The 15,893-nt window shown below is 48.7% G+C and carries 18 protein-coding genes; 17 read left to right on the forward strand and 1 reads right to left on the reverse strand.

Annotated features, from left to right (window positions below):
• The first annotated feature begins 36 nt into the window (after positions 1-36).
• The 16 genes from ACTHSN_RS00965 (at position 37) to ACTHSN_RS01040 (ending at position 14,884) form a co-directional block, all read left to right on the forward strand.
• Positions 37-411: a SirB2 family protein gene (locus ACTHSN_RS00965; RefSeq protein ID WP_003681989.1), complete on the forward strand. Its 375-nt coding sequence runs from the start codon at positions 37-39 to the stop codon at positions 409-411.
• A 15-nt stretch (positions 412-426) separates the two neighbouring features.
• Positions 427-915, forward strand: a complete 489-nt coding sequence (gene folK / locus ACTHSN_RS00970; protein WP_070461419.1) for a 2-amino-4-hydroxy-6-hydroxymethyldihydropteridine diphosphokinase — start codon at positions 427-429, stop codon at positions 913-915.
• 97 nt (positions 916-1,012) lie between these two features.
• On the forward strand, positions 1,013-1,648 hold the full coding sequence (locus ACTHSN_RS00975; protein ID WP_070645075.1) for a deoxynucleoside kinase: 636 nt from the start codon (positions 1,013-1,015) through the stop codon (positions 1,646-1,648).
• A 36-nt stretch (positions 1,649-1,684) separates the two neighbouring features.
• Entirely contained in the window at positions 1,685-2,128 is a 444-nt protein-coding gene (locus tag ACTHSN_RS00980; protein ID WP_049335498.1) for a peroxiredoxin, read from the forward strand.
• A 75-nt stretch (positions 2,129-2,203) separates the two neighbouring features.
• Positions 2,204-3,082 (forward strand): site-specific tyrosine recombinase XerD, encoded by an 879-nt coding sequence (gene xerD / locus ACTHSN_RS00985; RefSeq protein ID WP_079453676.1) that lies wholly within the window; start codon positions 2,204-2,206, stop codon positions 3,080-3,082.
• Positions 3,083-3,309: 227 nt separating this feature from the next.
• Entirely contained in the window at positions 3,310-3,510 is a 201-nt protein-coding gene (locus ACTHSN_RS00990; RefSeq protein ID WP_003681978.1) for a (2Fe-2S)-binding protein, read from the forward strand.
• Between the two features lie 131 nt (positions 3,511-3,641).
• Positions 3,642-3,875 carry a glutaredoxin family protein gene (locus ACTHSN_RS00995; protein WP_070461515.1) on the forward strand — a complete coding sequence of 78 codons (234 nt, stop codon included), beginning with the start codon at positions 3,642-3,644 and terminating at the stop codon, positions 3,873-3,875.
• Between the two features lie 69 nt (positions 3,876-3,944).
• Positions 3,945-4,553, forward strand: a complete 609-nt coding sequence (gene scpB, locus ACTHSN_RS01000; RefSeq protein ID WP_004519443.1) for an SMC-Scp complex subunit ScpB — start codon at positions 3,945-3,947, stop codon at positions 4,551-4,553.
• 288 nt (positions 4,554-4,841) lie between these two features.
• A complete protein-coding gene (recN, locus tag ACTHSN_RS01005; RefSeq protein WP_070461420.1) occupies positions 4,842-6,503 on the forward strand; it encodes a DNA repair protein RecN in 1,662 nt (553 codons plus the stop codon).
• A 115-nt stretch (positions 6,504-6,618) separates the two neighbouring features.
• Complete coding sequence (gene gshB / locus ACTHSN_RS01010) at positions 6,619-7,575, forward strand: glutathione synthase (protein ID WP_070461421.1); 957 nt, start codon at positions 6,619-6,621, stop codon at positions 7,573-7,575.
• A 68-nt stretch (positions 7,576-7,643) separates the two neighbouring features.
• Positions 7,644-8,027, forward strand: a complete 384-nt coding sequence (locus ACTHSN_RS01015) for a diacylglycerol kinase (protein ID WP_070461422.1) — start codon at positions 7,644-7,646, stop codon at positions 8,025-8,027.
• Between the two features lie 131 nt (positions 8,028-8,158).
• On the forward strand, positions 8,159-8,638 hold the full coding sequence (locus tag ACTHSN_RS01020; RefSeq protein WP_070461423.1) for a copper chaperone PCu(A)C: 480 nt from the start codon (positions 8,159-8,161) through the stop codon (positions 8,636-8,638).
• 126 nt (positions 8,639-8,764) lie between these two features.
• Positions 8,765-9,868 (forward strand): tRNA 2-thiouridine(34) synthase MnmA, encoded by a 1,104-nt coding sequence (gene mnmA / locus ACTHSN_RS01025; protein ID WP_070461424.1) that lies wholly within the window; start codon positions 8,765-8,767, stop codon positions 9,866-9,868.
• A 93-nt stretch (positions 9,869-9,961) separates the two neighbouring features.
• Complete coding sequence (locus ACTHSN_RS01030) at positions 9,962-11,617, forward strand: AMP-binding protein (protein ID WP_070461425.1); 1,656 nt, start codon at positions 9,962-9,964, stop codon at positions 11,615-11,617.
• A 124-nt stretch (positions 11,618-11,741) separates the two neighbouring features.
• Positions 11,742-13,376: a CTP synthase gene (locus ACTHSN_RS01035; protein ID WP_049348005.1), complete on the forward strand. Its 1,635-nt coding sequence runs from the start codon at positions 11,742-11,744 to the stop codon at positions 13,374-13,376.
• 392 nt (positions 13,377-13,768) lie between these two features.
• Positions 13,769-14,884, forward strand: a complete 1,116-nt coding sequence (locus ACTHSN_RS01040; RefSeq protein ID WP_070461426.1) for a porin — start codon at positions 13,769-13,771, stop codon at positions 14,882-14,884.
• A gap of 63 nt (positions 14,885-14,947) precedes the next feature.
• Here the strand turns inward: ACTHSN_RS01040 and ACTHSN_RS01045 are convergent, their stop codons facing one another.
• Complete coding sequence (locus tag ACTHSN_RS01045) at positions 14,948-15,559, reverse strand: CNP1-like family protein (protein ID WP_070461427.1); 612 nt, start codon at positions 15,557-15,559, stop codon at positions 14,948-14,950.
• 109 nt (positions 15,560-15,668) lie between these two features.
• On the opposite strand from ACTHSN_RS01045, the gene ACTHSN_RS01050 reads away from it, so the two are divergent.
• On the forward strand, positions 15,669-15,893 hold the full coding sequence (locus ACTHSN_RS01050) for a sulfurtransferase TusA family protein (protein ID WP_003681929.1): 225 nt from the start codon (positions 15,669-15,671) through the stop codon (positions 15,891-15,893).

Below are 15,893 nucleotides of genomic sequence, written 5' to 3' on the forward strand. Positions count from 1 at the left end.
TGCTTTGTTTTTCAACCCTCAACATAAGAAACTGCCATGCAATATCTGTTTGTAAAATACAGCCATCAGATTTTCGTTGCCATTACCATCCTGTTGTTCAACATCCGTTTTTTCCTGCTCTGGCGTCATCCTGAGAAGCCGTTGGCTGGCATTTGGAAAGCCATGCCACATTTGAACGACACCATGTTGCTGTTTACCGGCTTGTGGCTGATGAAGATTACCCATTTTTCGCCGTTCAATGCGCCGTGGCTCGGCATGAAAATCCTGCTGTTGCTGGTTTATATTGTGTTGGGCATGATTATGATGCGTTCGCGTCCGCGTTCGCCAAAATTCTATATCGTCTATGTTTTAGCCATGTCGTGTGTTGCCACGATTGTTTTCCTTGCCAAAACCAAAACGCTGCCGTTTTAAAAGAGGCCGTCTGAAATGTATCCGCATTTTGCCGTTATCGCTTTGGGTAGCAATCTCGCCAATCCTGCCGAACAGGTTCGCGCCGCTTTGGCTGAATTGGCCGCGCATCCACATATTCGGCTCGAAAAGGCTTCTTCCCTGTATCTGACTGCGCCGGTTGGCTATGATGATCAGCCCGATTTTGTGAACGCCGTTTGTGCGGTGAGAACTTCATTGGACGGCGTAGCGTTGTTGGCAGAGTTAAACCGCATCGAGGCCGAATTTGGGCGCGAACGTACCTTCCGTAATGCGCCGCGCACTTTGGATTTGGATATTATTGATTTTGACGGTATCCGCAGCGATGACCCGCATCTGACCTTGCCGCATCCGCGCGCGCATGAGCGCAGTTTCGTTATGTTGCCTTTGGCCGAAATCCTTCCGGATTTCGAGTTGGGCGAGTATGGCCGTGCGGCTGATTTGGCTCAGGCTTTGGGCGGGCAGGGTATTCTCCTGTTGAAAGAATAAGGGCCGTCTGAAAAACGGACTAAAACAAGAAAGGGCGTGTTGGACACGCCTTTTTTGCTATAAAATATTGTTGGGAAACACATTACAAAGAGTTACTATGAATCCTCGTTATATTGTTGTCGAAGGCGCCATCGGTAGCGGCAAGACCGCTTTGAGCCGCCGCTTGGCAGAGCATTTCAGCGCGTTGCTGTTGTCGGAGAATCCGGATCATAATCCGTTTCTTATGAAGTTTTACAGTAATGTTTCCAATAATGGTTTGGCTGCCGAGCTTTTCTTCCTGACGCGCCGCGCTGAAAGCGTGAATATTATTGAAGACCAATGTGCGCAAGGCGGAATGGTTGTGGCTGACTTTTTATTGGAAAAAGACCGTATTTTTACGCCTATCGTTTTGAATAATGACGAGCAGCAGCTTTTTGCCGATATGAAGCAACGTATTTTGCCGCAATACGCGGAACCCGATGTGGTGATTTATCTGCAAACCGCCGTCGAAAACAACCGCAAACGCCTGCAAAAACGTCACGAAGGCATTATCAGCTTGTTTCCTGAAGGCTATTTGGGACGGGTGCATGACGAATACAGTCATTTCTTCCATTTGTATCAAAGCGCGCCTTTGCTGACCGTCAATGCTGATGAGTTGGATTTGGCCGGCAATGACGACCACTTCCAGCTTTTGTTGCGCGCATTGGAAGATTTTCAAGGTACGCGCAGTTATTTGAATTTAAGCGAAAAATAAACGAAGGCTAGGTTTAGGCCGTCTGAAAGGAATAATATGTCAAAATATCAATTCACACTCCCATCTTCTTCCGGCAGCGATTTTAACTCCGCCGAACATTTGCCGTTGGTTGTCTATTTTTATCCTAAAGACAGTACTCCCGGCTGTACCACCGAAGGCTTGGATTTCAATGCCCGATTGGAGCAATTCAAAGCATTGGGCTATACCGTTGTCGGCATTTCGCGCGACGGTGTCAAATCGCATCAGAATTTCTGCACTAAACAAGGCTTCCAGTTTGAATTGTTGAGCGACAAAGAAGAAACCGTCTGCAAGCTGTTTGACGTGATCAAGCTGAAAAAGCTTTACGGCAAAGAATCCCTCGGCATCGAGCGCAGCACCTTTGTGCTGGACGAAAACGGCGAAATCGCTCATGAATGGCGCAAAGTCAAAGTGGCCGGACACGCGCAGGAAGTGTTGGATACAATTTCTCAAGTCTCTTGATAGGGCTTTGAAAACCTAAGGCCGTCTGAACGGATGTAAAGTCATGCCGTTCAGACGGCCTTTCAATACAGTTTGATGAATATGGACGATTTAATAGACAAGCTGCTTGAATCCCTTTGGCTGCAAGACAGGCTCAGCCACAATACGCTGCAAAGTTACCGCCGTGATTTGGTCAAAGTCGCCGCGCGGTTGGCCGAGGGCGGGCAGGATTGGTTGAGTGCCGATGAGTTTGCCCTGTCTGATGCCGTGTATGCGGAAGGGGAAAAAAACACGTCCCAAGCGCGGGCATTGTCGGCTTGCAAGCGTATGTACGGCTGGTTGGAAGAAACAGGCCAAAGAGCAGACAATCCCACCCGTTTTCTCAAGGCGCCGAAATCGGAACGCAAACTGCCCACGCTGATTACCGAAGCTCAAATCGACGCGCTGCTGGCTGCACCGGATGTGGAAACGCCGCATGGACTGCGCGACAAAGCCTTGCTTGAAGTCATGTATGCAACAGGTTTGCGCGTGACCGAAGCCGTCAAATTGACGCTCAGCGATATCGATTTACATCGCGGCAGTATCCGTACCATAGGCAAGGGCAACAAATTGCGTCTGGTTCCGCTGGGTCAGGAAGCGGCATATTGGGTGGAACGCTATTGCAACGAATCGCGCCCGTTGTTGCTGAAAAACAAAATCTGCGACGAAGTGTTTGTCAGCCAGAAACGCAGCGGCATCAGCCGTCAACTTGCATGGATGATAGTCAAAGAATATGCCGAAGCGGCCGGTATTGCTTCGCTCAGTCCGCACGGTTTGCGCCATGCTTTTGCCACGCATTTGGTTAATCACGGCGTCGATTTGCGTTCGGTCCAGATGATGTTGGGACATTCCGATATCAACACCACACAGATTTATACCCATGTTGCTAATATTCGTTTGAAAAACATGGTCGATGAACACCATTCCCGTTCATGAATAGAGGCGGCATTTCGAAGATGCCGCCTTTTGTTATCGTGGCCGTCTGAACGGTTATAAAGTTTACTATTTATAAAATAACAATCAAAATACAAATTTACATAGAAAAATTTCAAAACAAAAGGACAATGCCAATATTGCAATGCAAACCGTTTTTATTTATATTTACGTTCAAGAATAAATCCTACTCTCAATTACAGAGGGTAACAAAATTATTGGAGCACATCATGTTTGTCTGCATCTGCAACGCCATTACTGACCACGACATCAAAGAGACCATCGCCGCCGGTGCAACCACCATGAGCGATTTGCAGGCTCAATTGGGCGTGGCGACTTGTTGCGGTTGCTGCGGCGAATTGGCTGCATCGTTTTTGACTGCAAGCAGCGCCCAAAATACCGTGACTGCAGGTATTAACGTTCAGTCTTAATTTCAGAATACACACAAAGGCCGTCTGAAGGCGTTGTTTCGCGCCTGTTCAGACGGCCTTTGTCATGCCTGTATAGTTTAGCGGCATTTTGCTATACAATGGCCGCTTTTGTCCCTCCGAGAGTAACCGCCATGAAACTGACCTTGATGTTTCGGGAATATTGCAGCCTGTGCCACAAAATGCGCGAACAATTAAAGCCTTATCAGGAGCAGTTTGGATTTGAGCTAGATATTGTCGATGTTGATGCTGATCCGGTTTTAGAAGAAAAGTACAATGAGCTGGTGCCAGTTTTGCTGGATGGCGATACTGAAATTTGCCATTGGTTTTTGGACGAAGAAAAACTGAAAGCGCATTTGAGCGCATAACAAACCGTTGACCATATTATCTTTCAGACGGCCTTCGGTTGTTCATGCCGTCTGAACATTGATTTTATTATGACTGAAAAACTTTCTCCCGATGCGCTGATTGAAGCGGCGCTGTTGACGCAAGTCGAACCCTTAAACGAAAAAGCCATGCGAGAATTGTGCGTGCCGCCATTGTCGCAAGACAAGTTGATTGATGTGTTGGCGCAACTGAAGGCCCGTTGGCAGGGCAGGGCTTTGCAACTGGTGCATACCCATGAGGGCTGGCGTTTCCAAATCGCCCAAGCTGCCTTTGAACGACTGGGCAGCCTGCAAGAGCAGCGCGCGCCGCGTTATTCCCGCGCCGTGATGGAAACGCTGGCGATTATTGCCTATCAGCAGCCGGTAACGCGTGGCGATATCGAAGGCATACGCGGCGTAGCGGTGTCGCAAAATGTCATGCAAACCTTGCAGGATAGGGGCTGGATTGAAGTCATCGGCCACCGTGATTCTGTCGGCCGTCCGGCTTTGTGGGCGACAACAGCAACATTCCTAAGCGATTTGCGTTTGGAAAGTTTGGAAGAATTGCCGCCGCTGACTGAATTGGGCGAGCTGGTGTTGCCTGATTTGATGGAAACGCCGCCGACAGGCGATGAGGAAGCTGAAGAAGCAGTAGAATCAGGAAGCAGACTGATTAACTGATTTGAATGTAAAGGCCGTCTGAAACAATCGTGTTTCAGACGGCCTTTATGTTAGTTATTCTAGCGTTTTATAGCATTAAATGAACGCTTTATATCATTGAATAAGCCAGCCAGGGTAACAATATGGCGTGGTGCGTTTAGCAGTTTCTTAAAAAATAATTTGTTTAAAATAAATATCTTAGATAAACCATAAGAAAAATCTGATTTAAACTATAAAAAATCTTAGTTATAATCAGCTTATCTAAAGCTATTCCGCATAGTTGCGGGTAATTTACTAAGGAATACTGCAATGCTGTTGGCACTTTCTTTGCGTGATTTTGTCATTGTTGAAAACCTGAATCTTGATTTTCAAAACGGCTTTACCGTATTGACGGGCGAGACCGGCGCAGGCAAATCGATTACTCTGGATGCGATTGGCCTGTTGTTGGGCGATAAAGCCGATTACAGTCAAGTGCGAAGCGGCGCCAAAGAAGCGCAGTTGTCGGCTTTGTTCGATATCAGCGGTTTGCCTGAACTGAAAGCGCAGCTGCAGGAGCAAGGCCTTTTGGAAGAAGATGCCGAAGAGCTCAGCATCCGCCGTATTATCGATGCCAAGGGTAAAAGTCGCAGTTATATCAATAATCAGGTAGCAACATTGGCGCAGCTGAAAGCTATTGGCGAGCAGTTAATCGATATTCACGGCCAAAATGCCCATCATTCGTTGAATCAAGAGTCTGCGCAACGCGAGTTGTTAGACGCATTTGCTGGCAGCAAAGAGCAGGCAGAAACGGTCAAACAGCTTTATCAAAATTGGGTCAATGCGAAAAAAGCCCTGCAAGAAGCGCAAGAGCAGGCAGAAACCATGGCCATCGAACGCGAGCGTTTGGAATGGCAGTTTAATGAATTGAACCAATTGGAGCTCAAACCCAACGAATGGGAAACCTTAAGCCAAAGCCACGACAGCCTGGCGCATTCGGCCGAGTTGCTGCAAACCGCCGAGCAGGTGAGCGACAGTATAGACGGAGACAACGGCATCCAACGTCAAATCTACCAATGCCAAAAACTGCTGGGCAATCTGCAAAACATTGAGCCGCGCTTTGCCGAAAGTCTGAATATGCTGGCAAGTATTGAAGCTGAGTTGGGTGAAATCAGTGCCAATATGCGTGATGTGGCCGGTCGCAGCGACATCGATCCTAATGAATTAGCCGCACAAGAAAGCCGTATGGGCGAATTGATGAGCATGGCGCGCAAATACCGCATTGAGCCGGAAGAGTTGCCGCAAAAGTTGGCAGAAATTGACGAGCGCCTGCAAAACCTGCACGCGGCTGCCGATTTGGAAGCCTTGGAAAATACAGTCGCACGCAATCTTGCCGAATACCACGAAGCCGCGCATATTCTCTCCGCCATGCGTCATCAGGCGGCTGGTCGTTTGGGCGAAGAGACCACCGAGCATATGCAACATTTGGCCATGAAGGGCGCACGTTTTGACATCGTCTTGTTGCCGTCTTCGCCGACCGCACATGGTCTGGAGCAGGTACAATTCCAAGTGGCGGCGAATAAAGGCAATCCGTCCCGACCTTTGAATAAAGTGGCTTCCGGCGGCGAATTGGCGCGTATCAGCTTGGCTTTGCAAGTGGTTGCCAGCCAATACACGCAAGTGCCGACATTGATTTTCGACGAAGTGGATACCGGTATTGGTGGCGGCGTCGCCGAAATGGTCGGTAAAGCTTTGCGTGCCTTAGGTAAAAAACATCAAGTCTTGGCGGTAACCCATCTTCCTCAAGTCGCCTCTTGCGGTGAAAACCATTGGCAGGTCCGCAAGCATAGCGAAGGGGAGCAAACCGTCAGCGAAATCAGCGTGTTGAACCATCATCAGCGCATTGAGGAAATCGCGCGTATGCTGGGTGGCGAAATTATTACTGATACTACACGCAGCCATGCCGCCGAACTCTTGCATTTGGCAGCCGCCTAAAAGCCTCAAGGCCGTCTGAAAATAGGATTCAGACGGCCTTTTCTATATTTTGCCACCTTTTCAGGCAGGCAGAATACAAGGTATGATTATATCGTCTATTTACAAGGAAATTTTGATGAAAGTCCTGTTTATCGCCGATCCAATGGCAAGTTTTAAAACCTATAAAGACACTACTTACGCCATGATGCGTGAAATGGCAAAGCGCGGTTGGCAGCTTTTTCATACCTTGAGCGGAGAATTGTCCGTCCGTGAAGGCTTGGTGGTGGCTCAGGCGGCGGCATTTGAGTTTGTCGGCGCGAAGAACGATGACGATCATGAATGGTTTAAAGCAGAGGCAAAAGTTCAGACGGCCTTGAAAGATTTCGATGCGGTCATTATGCGCACTGATCCGCCGTTTGATATGCAATATCTGTACGCAACCCAGTTTTTGACGTTGGCACAGCAGCAGGGTGCAAAAGTATTTAACAGCGGACAAGCAATGCGCGATTTCAATGAGAAATTGGCGATTTTGAACTTCAGCCAGTTTACCGCGCCCACTTTGGTTACCACACGTTCCGCCGATGTCCGTGCCTTTTTGAAAGAACACGGCGACATCATCATCAAACCGTTGGACGGCATGGGCGGTATGGGCATTTTCCGCCTGACCGAATCCGACCCCAATATCGGCAGTATCCTTGAAACCCTGATGCAGCTTGATTCACGCACCATCATGGCACAACGCTATATTCCTGAAATCGTACATGGCGACAAGCGCATTTTGATTATCGGCGGGGAAGTTGTTCCGTATGCTTTGGCGCGTATTCCGCAAAACGGTGAAACGCGCGGCAACTTGGCTGCCGGCGGTCGCGGCGTGGCACAGGAATTGAGCGAGCGCGACCGTGAAATTGCAGAAACCCTTGCGCCTGAATTGAAACGCCGCGGCATCTTGCTTGCCGGTTTGGATGTCATCGGCAGCAACCTGACCGAAGTCAATGTAACCAGCCCGACCGGCTTCCAAGAGATCATGAAGCAAAAAGATTTCGACGTTGCTGCCATGTTCGCAGATGCCGTGGCATCTTGGGTAAAACAATAAATCCAAAGGCCGTCTGAAAATTGACCCGACCGTTTCTTTTCAGACGGCATTCTAATGTTGAGTATATGATGAAACCATCTTCCTATGCTTCTGAGAAAAAAGGCAAAAGCGGCATCAAGCGCATTATCAACGCGTTTGGTTATTCCAAAGACGGACTGGCTGCCGCGTATCGTTATGAAAGCGCATTTCGCCAAGTTTTTTGGTTGAACCTGATTTTAATTGTCTTGGCGTTGTTTCTTGATTTCGGCTCGGTCACCAAAATGGTGCTTGTTGTCGCATCGTTTATTTCATTGATTACCGAATTGTTTAATACCGCCGTCGAGGCAGCCGTTGACCATACCTCTACTGAAAAACACGAGCTGGCCAAGCGTGCCAAAGATGCCGGTTCGGCCACGCAACTGATGGCTTTGTTCATGTTATTTATTGTTTGGATTATTGCATTAACTGCTTAAAAATGTGGTAATATGGTAATTCGTTAGGATTAGATAGTATTAATTAATCTATATCAAAGTTTTCAGACGGCCTTTGGTTGTAAGATGAAGACTGTATATCCCAGCCATTTGGCAAACACAAGGAGCAAAACATGAAAAAATTAATGGCAACCCTGATTCTGGCAGGCTTGGCAACTTCCGTATCTGCAGCCGGTATCCATATTGAAGACGGTTGGGCACGTGCCACTGTCGAAGGTATGAAAATGGGTGGCGCATTCATGAAAATCCAAAACGATGAAGCCAAACAAGACTTCTTGGTAGGCGGCAGCAGCCCTGTTGCAGAACGCGTTGAAGTACACACCCATATTAACGACAACGGCGTTATGCGTATGCGCGAAGTTAAAGGCGGCGTGCCTTTGGCTGCAAAAGGCGTAACCGAGCTGAAACCAGGCAGCTACCACGTTATGTTCATGGGTCTGAAAAAACCGCTGAAAGAAGGCGAAAAAGTACCTGTAACCCTGAAATTCAAAAACGCGAAATCTCAAACTGTCGAGCTGGAAGTGAAAACTGCACCACAATCCGGCATGGATCACGGTCACGGCCATGGTCACGGTGGCGCGCATCAGCACTAATTGCTTGAATTTGCATATAAAGGCCGTCTGAAAGTCATTGGGCTTTCAGACGGCCTTTTCTGTCGTTAAATCAAAATGTGCTAAAATCAAGCTTTAAAAAATATATTTGAAACCCACATTCCCCTCATGAATACTACCAACACACCAACAAACATCATCGTCGGCCTTTCCGGCGGCGTCGATTCATCCGTTACCGCAGCCCTGCTCAAACAGCAAGGCCATCAAATCAGTGGCGTGTTCATGCAGAACTGGGAAGATGACGACAACGACGAATATTGCAGCATCAAACAAGATTCCTTTGATGCTATTGCCGTTGCCGATATCATCGGAATCGATATCGACATCGTCAATTTTGCTGCGCAATATAAAGACAACGTATTTGCCTATTTCCTCAAAGAATACAGCGCGGGCCGCACGCCAAATCCGGATGTCTTGTGCAATGCTGAAATTAAATTCAAATGCTTTTTGGACTATGCCATAGAGCAGGGTGCCGATACCATTGCCACCGGGCACTATGCCCGCAAAGAAGTTCGCAACGGAGTGCATTACCTGCTCAAAGGCTTGGATCAAAACAAAGACCAAAGCTATTTCCTGTACCGCCTCAAACCTTTCCAACTCGAGCGCGCAATTTTCCCATTGGGCGAGTTGGAAAAACCTGAAGTCCGCCGTCTTGCCGAAGAATTCAAATTACCGACCGCAACCAAAAAAGACAGTACCGGTATTTGCTTTATCGGCGAACGCCCGTTCCGCGAATTTCTGCAAAAATACCTGCCGACCAATAATGGCAAAATGGTTACCCCTGGAGGCAAAGTAGTCGGCGAACACGTCGGCCTGATGTTTTACACGCTGGGCCAACGCAAAGGCTTGGGTATCGGCGGCGCAGGCGAGCCATGGTTTGTTGCGGCCAAGGATTTGACCAAAAACGAACTGATTGTCGTCCAAGGTCATGACCATCCTTTGCTTTATACACAAAGCCTGATTATGAACGATTTGAGTTTCACATTGCCGGAACGTCCGAAAGAAGGCCGCTATACCTGCAAAACGCGCTACCGCATGGCTGACGCGCCTTGTACGTTGCGTTACTTGGATGATAAAACCATCGAGCTTGTTTTTGACGAGCCGCAATGGGCGGTAACTCCCGGACAGTCAGCGGTACTGTACGACGGCGATGTGTGCTTGGGCGGCGGTATCATCATGTCCACCGACAAGCCTGTCATTATTACTGCTTAATAAAAGGGCCGTCTGAAAACGAAGCGGCAGATTGAATAAAGCCTTTCAGACGGCCTCGATTTCAAAAAACGACTAAATAAAAGACTGATCAACATGGAAAAACTCTGGCTCAAAAGCTACGAACAAGGCGTCAACCCCGAAATCGATATCTCTCAATACAGCTCCATCAGCGACGTATTCCGTCAAAGTGTCGAGAAATTCTCGGATAAACCTGCTTTTCAAAACATGGGCAAAACGCTGACTTATGCCGAAGTGGGCAAGTTGGCGACCGATTTTGCGTCTTACCTGCAAAACGTATTGAAACTGCCGCGCGGTGAGCGTGTGGCAATTATGATGCCGAACGTTTTGCAATATCCGATTGCGCTTTTCGGTATTTTGCAGGCAGGTTTGGTGGCAGTGAATACGAATCCGCTTTATACGCCGCGCGAGTTGGAACATCAGTTGAAAGACAGCGGCGCGACAACGATTGTCGTGTTGGAGAACTTTGCCAATACGCTGGAATTGGTGTTGCCGCGTACACAAATCAAACATGTGATTGTCGCGTCGGTCGGCGAGATGTTCGGCATGATTAAGGGCGCGTTGATGAACTTCGTCATCCGCAAAGTGAAAAAAATGGTGCCGGAATACCGCATTCCCAATACCATCACTTTTCAGACGGCCTTGAAGCAAGGTGCGGCCAATACGTTCAAGCCAGTCGAGTTGACGCGCGACGATACTGCCTTGCTGCAATATACAGGCGGTACAACCGGTTTGGCGAAAGGCGCCGTCCTTAGTCACGGCAATATCTGCGCCAATATGCTTCAGGCGAAAGAATGGATTAAATTCCAACTGAGCGAAGGCGAAGAAACCGTCATCGCCGCGCTGCCGCTTTACCACATCTTTGCCTTGACGGTAAACCTGATGATTTTCGCCAATACCGGTTCTAAAATCATCCTGATTACCAACCCTCGCGATATGAAAGGATTTATCGGTGAATTGAAAAAAGAGCCGATCAGCGTATTCATCGGTGTGAATACCCTGTTTAATGCGATGGTCAACCGTCCGGATTTTGCCGAAGTTGATTTTTCCCGTTTGAAGCTGACTTTGGGCGGCGGTATGGCAACACAAAAAGCCGTGGCGGAAAAATGGAAAAAAATTACTGGTACGCCGATTGTGGAGGCTTACGGCTTGACCGAAGCCAGCCCGGGCGTATGTTGTAATCCTTTGAATATCGAAGCTTACAGCGGTGGTATCGGCTTGCCTGTTTCTTCAACCGAGGTCGAATTGCGTGATGCAGACGGCAAAGAAGTGCCTATCGGACAACCGGGCGAATTGTGGGTACGCGGCCCGCAAGTGATGAAAGGCTATTGGAACCGTCCGGAAGAAACCGCCAAAGCAATCGATGCGCGCGGCTTTTTGGAGACCGGCGACATTGCTGTTATGGATGAAAAAGGTTGGTTGAAGCTGGTGGACCGCAAAAAAGATTTGATTGTGGTATCTGGTTTCAATGTGTATCCGAACGAAATTGAAGAAGTGGTGGCTAGCAATGACAAGGTTTTGGAAGTCGCCTGTATCGGCGTGAAAAATGAGAAAACCGGCGAAGCGATTAAGGTCTTCGTCGTACGCAAAGATCCGTCTTTGACCAAGGAAGAGTTGATCGATTTCTGCCGTAAAGAGCTGACGGCGTATAAAGTGCCGAAAGACATCGAATTCCGCGACGAGTTGCCAAAATCCAACGTTGGCAAAATCCTGCGCCGCGAACTGCGCTGATATATAGAATCAGTATGATAAGGCCGTCTGAAAACGCTGTTTTCAGACGGCCTGAAGCTTTTGCCGTTTGCCAGAATATGCTGCTTCAAGTTAAAATCACACATTCCAACATGGGTATCACATCATGACTAAATTTATTTTCGTAACCGGCGGCGTTGTATCTTCTTTGGGTAAAGGTATCGCCGCCGCTTCTATTGCTACTATTCTCGAGTCGCGTGGCTTGAACGTGACCATGCTTAAGCTCGACCCGTATATCAACGTTGACCCGGGTACCATGAGCCCGTTTCAACACGGCGAAGTATTCGTGACCGATGACGGCGCGGAAACCGACCTCGACCTCGGTCATTACGAGCGTTTCATCAACGCCACCATGACCCGCCGCAACAGCTTCAGTACCGGCCAAGTCTATGAAAACGTGATTGCTAAAGAGCGTCGCGGCGACTATTTGGGCGGTACCGTACAAGTGATTCCGCACATTACCGATGAAATCAAACGCCGTATCCATGAAGGCGCGGCTGGTTATGATGTGGCGATTGTTGAAATCGGCGGTACAGTCGGCGATATCGAATCGTTGCCTTTCTTGGAAGCCATCCGCCAAATGCGCAGCCAGCTTGGCCGCAATAATACATTGTTTGCCCACCTGAGCTATGTTCCTTACATTGCCGCCGCCGGTGAAATTAAAACCAAACCGACCCAGCATACCGTTAAAGAAATGTTGAGCATCGGTTTGCAACCGGACATCCTGATCTGCCGTATGGACAGAGAAATGCCTGCGGACGAGCGTCGTAAGATTGCATTGTTCTGTAACGTTGAAGAACGCGCCATCGTGGGCAGCTACGATGTGGACAGCATTTACGAATGCCCTGAAATGCTGCACAACCAAGGCATCGACAGCATTATTACCGAGCAGTTGCAGCTGAATGTCAAACAAGCCGATTTGACCGAATGGAAGAAAATCGTTCACGCGATTCAAAATCCGAAACACACCGTCAAAATTGCGATGGTCGGCAAATACGTTGATTTGACCGAGTCCTACAAATCATTGATCGAAGCCCTGAAACACGCCGGTATTCACACTGAAACCGACGTACAAATTACCTTTGTCGACAGCGAAAGCATCGAGAAGAGCAATGGCGACGTTTCCATGCTCAAAGACATGGACGCGATTTTGGTGCCGGGCGGCTTCGGTTCACGCGGCGTGGAAGGCAAAATTGCCGCCGTACGCTATGCGCGTGAAAACAACGTACCATACTTGGGCATCTGCCTGGGCATGCAAATTGCCCTGATTGAGTACGCCCGCGATGTTGCAGGCTTGAAAGGTGCGAACTCTACCGAGTTTGATTTGAAATGCGCCGCGCCTGTCGTTGCCCTGATTGACGAATGGCAAACTGCCGACGGCAGCGTAGAAACCCGTGACGAATCTGCCGATTTGGGCGGTACCATGCGTTTGGGCGCGCAAGAAGTTGACCTCAAACCGGGCAGCCTTGCCGCAAAAATCTACGGCAGCGAACATATCCGCGAACGTCATCGCCACCGCTACGAGGTCAACAACAACTATGTTCCTCAGTTGGAAAAAGCCGGTTTGGTCATTGGCGGCGTATCTGCAGGCCGCGAGCGTTTGGTTGAAACCATCGAATTGCCAAATCATCCTTGGTTCTTCGCGTGTCAGTTCCATCCGGAATTTACTTCCAATCCGCGCAAAGGCCATCCTTTGTTCAGCGCGTTTGTGAAAGCCGCGTTGGGTAACAAAAAAGCCTGATTGATGTGATTGAAAAAGCACCCGTTTCCGGGTGCTTTTTTGTTTTCAGACGGCCTTAGAAGTTATTTGTCTTCATTGACTTCGCGGTCGTTTAAAGGTTGTACGGGACGGTTGTTTTCGCCGCCGATAATGTCGCGCATAGCTTTAAACTGCGCCGCATTTGCCTAAACCGGAGTTTTTAAGACAACCCAAGTCACGTTTTCGCTGCAAATAGGAAAGGCCGTCTGAAATTTCTTTCAGACGGCCTGTTTTATTTAAAAATGTTGTAAAAAGTCTAAACTCTAATGAATAAAAGTGTCTATCAAGATGAAAGTAGTTGTTTGTAGCGTTGGAAAACATTAATATTGCCAAACGTGTTTTCACGAGATTTTAACTTTGTTTTGGAGAGAATAATGAAAAAATCGATTATCGCTTTGGTTATTGCCGGTTTGCCGCTGGCTGCCTCTGCAGACGTCATTCTGTATGGTCAAATCAAAAGCAGCGTGACCGTCGGTCAAGTAAAAATCAAAGGTGATGCAGGTTCTGAAACCAGCTCTACCGCAACCAGCATCAATGACAATACCTCCCGTATCGGTTTCAAAGGCAGCGAAAACCTCGGCGGCGATTTGAAAGCTATCTGGCAAGTTGAACAAAAAACGGCCATTACCGGTGGTTCTCAAGGTTTTGCCAATCGCGATTCCTTCATTGGTTTGCAAGGTAAATTCGGTAAAGTCCGTGCCGGTAAACTCAGCAATATGCTGAACGAAATGGACACCATCGATCCATGGATGTACAAAACCAATGCCGCAGGCTTGGGCATCTTTACCCGTACCGGCAACCGTAACGCCGCTGTACGCTACGACAGCCCGGATTTCGGCGGATTCAAATTCAACGTGTCTTACGCACCGCGCGACAACCGCAATCCTTCAGACAAATACACGCACACCAAACCGGCCAAAGACCAATACACCGGCGGCGTGAGTTTCTCTAAAAACGGCTTTACCGCCAATGCGGCTTACGGCCACTACAACGGCGCGTACACCGACAAATCAGGCAAAGTCAAAGCGGCGCAAATCGCCAAAGTCGAAACTTATTACGATAAAGACAATCTCTTTGTCGGCGGCGGCGTACACTATGCCAAAGGCCATGAGACAGGCAACGAATATTTAGGCTATTTCACCGATGGTTTTAATGAGTACAAGGGTAGTGACATTACTGTCGATTCAGGCAAATCTGAAGCCGTGAAAGTAGTTGATGCAGCGGTAACAGTCGGCTACAAATTGGGCAATGTCACCCCACGCATTACTTACGCGCACGGCTGGCCTGCCAAGGGCGTGAACAGTGGAGAAAAATTGGTGGATAAATTCGACCAAGTCGTTGTCGGCGGCCAATACACCTTCAGCAAACGCACCGGCGTAGTTGCCCAACTGGCGTATCTGAAAGTCGGCAACAAAACCCGTCTGACTGCAGCCAACAAAGGCGGCGTTGAACAAAAAGCCGCTTCTGTGGGCCTGTATCACAAATTCTAAGCTGTCTCTAAAGACAAGGCCGTCTGAAAAATTTCAGACGGCCTTTTTGTTGATTAAAGCGGTTTATTTGTCGTGGTTGGTCAGCGTTGTGCCGTGACGACCGCCGCGTTCTTTCAAACGTTGTACCAAGCCTTCAACCGTTGTCGGCATACCGTCGATACAGAATGCCTGATACAGGGCGGTGTGCAGGGCGTCGTTGCGGCTGAACGCATTGCCGATCAGCTTCCAATCGCCTTTGCGCGGCTCGATCCAGCGGTGGTTTACTGTGTCGCCGTATGCGAATACTTTGTAAGACGAACGCTTGTCGTTGCTGTAAGTAAAGGACGTGCGGGCGCAATAGAGGCCTTCGACGGAGAGGTTGTCGTAGCCTTTGTCGGAGCGCACATTCAAGACGTAGCGGATGCTGTTGTCAGGCGCAGGCATGATTTGCAGGCTGCTGAGCAGGATTTTGGGCTGCTTGCCGTAGGTTTCGTTAACGTAGAGGTTGAACCAATCGCCCGATTGGGTATCGGGCAGGGGTGGCAACTCGGCTTTGTGTTCTTTAAATTCGCGTGCGGCAACTTCTTCAGGGCTTTCCTGATAACGCGTGTTGGTCAGCGTATCCTTTTGGCTGAAACCCAAAGCAAATGCTTGAGTCGCGGCAAGGCTGAGAGCGAGAAGGGCAAAACGGCGCATAGACAGCTCCAAAGTGAAAAACGGCTTTATTTTATGGGCTTGCAGGGTGGGGTGCAAGTAAGTGCGGTATAATTGACGTTAATTCTGATTAATATGACGAGTTTTCATCATGAATACACAAACTCTGGATGTCATCGGTTTGAAATGCCCGTTGCCGATTTTGCGTGCAAAAAAAGCTTTGGCGCAAATGCAGGAGGGCGAAGTGCTGACCGTATTGGCCACCGATGGCGGCGCGCCCGGCGATTTTGAAGCGTTTTGCCGTCAGACCGGACATGTTTTGTTGGAATCGAGCGAGGCCGACGGCGTGTTCAAGCTGGTGTTGAAACACAAATAA

It is taken from the genome of Neisseria sp. P0009.S010 (genome assembly GCF_051958545.1).
GTDB classification, from domain to species: domain Bacteria; phylum Pseudomonadota; class Gammaproteobacteria; order Burkholderiales; family Neisseriaceae; genus Neisseria; species Neisseria subflava_A.

Excerpts from the sequence above, each read along its gene's own strand:
- ACTHSN_RS00965 (WP_003681989.1), top strand. The coding sequence starts at position 37 with ATGCAATATCTGTTTGTAAAATACAGCCATCAGATTTTCGTTGCCATT.
- folK (WP_070461419.1), top strand. The coding sequence starts at position 427 with ATGTATCCGCATTTTGCCGTTATCGCTTTGGGTAGCAATCTCGCCAAT.
- ACTHSN_RS00975 (WP_070645075.1), top strand. The coding sequence starts at position 1,013 with ATGAATCCTCGTTATATTGTTGTCGAAGGCGCCATCGGTAGCGGCAAG.
- ACTHSN_RS00980 (WP_049335498.1), top strand. The coding sequence starts at position 1,685 with ATGTCAAAATATCAATTCACACTCCCATCTTCTTCCGGCAGCGATTTT.
- xerD (WP_079453676.1), top strand. The coding sequence starts at position 2,204 with ATGAATATGGACGATTTAATAGACAAGCTGCTTGAATCCCTTTGGCTG.
- ACTHSN_RS00990 (WP_003681978.1), top strand. The coding sequence starts at position 3,310 with ATGTTTGTCTGCATCTGCAACGCCATTACTGACCACGACATCAAAGAG.
- ACTHSN_RS00995 (WP_070461515.1), top strand. The coding sequence starts at position 3,642 with ATGAAACTGACCTTGATGTTTCGGGAATATTGCAGCCTGTGCCACAAA.
- scpB (WP_004519443.1), top strand. The coding sequence starts at position 3,945 with ATGACTGAAAAACTTTCTCCCGATGCGCTGATTGAAGCGGCGCTGTTG.
- recN (WP_070461420.1), top strand. The coding sequence starts at position 4,842 with ATGCTGTTGGCACTTTCTTTGCGTGATTTTGTCATTGTTGAAAACCTG.
- gshB (WP_070461421.1), top strand. The coding sequence starts at position 6,619 with ATGAAAGTCCTGTTTATCGCCGATCCAATGGCAAGTTTTAAAACCTAT.
- ACTHSN_RS01015 (WP_070461422.1), top strand. The coding sequence starts at position 7,644 with ATGAAACCATCTTCCTATGCTTCTGAGAAAAAAGGCAAAAGCGGCATC.
- ACTHSN_RS01020 (WP_070461423.1), top strand. The coding sequence starts at position 8,159 with ATGAAAAAATTAATGGCAACCCTGATTCTGGCAGGCTTGGCAACTTCC.
- mnmA (WP_070461424.1), top strand. The coding sequence starts at position 8,765 with ATGAATACTACCAACACACCAACAAACATCATCGTCGGCCTTTCCGGC.
- ACTHSN_RS01030 (WP_070461425.1), top strand. The coding sequence starts at position 9,962 with ATGGAAAAACTCTGGCTCAAAAGCTACGAACAAGGCGTCAACCCCGAA.
- ACTHSN_RS01035 (WP_049348005.1), top strand. The coding sequence starts at position 11,742 with ATGACTAAATTTATTTTCGTAACCGGCGGCGTTGTATCTTCTTTGGGT.
- ACTHSN_RS01040 (WP_070461426.1), top strand. The coding sequence starts at position 13,769 with ATGAAAAAATCGATTATCGCTTTGGTTATTGCCGGTTTGCCGCTGGCT.
- ACTHSN_RS01045 (WP_070461427.1), bottom strand. The coding sequence starts at position 15,559 with ATGCGCCGTTTTGCCCTTCTCGCTCTCAGCCTTGCCGCGACTCAAGCA.
- ACTHSN_RS01050 (WP_003681929.1), top strand. The coding sequence starts at position 15,669 with ATGAATACACAAACTCTGGATGTCATCGGTTTGAAATGCCCGTTGCCG.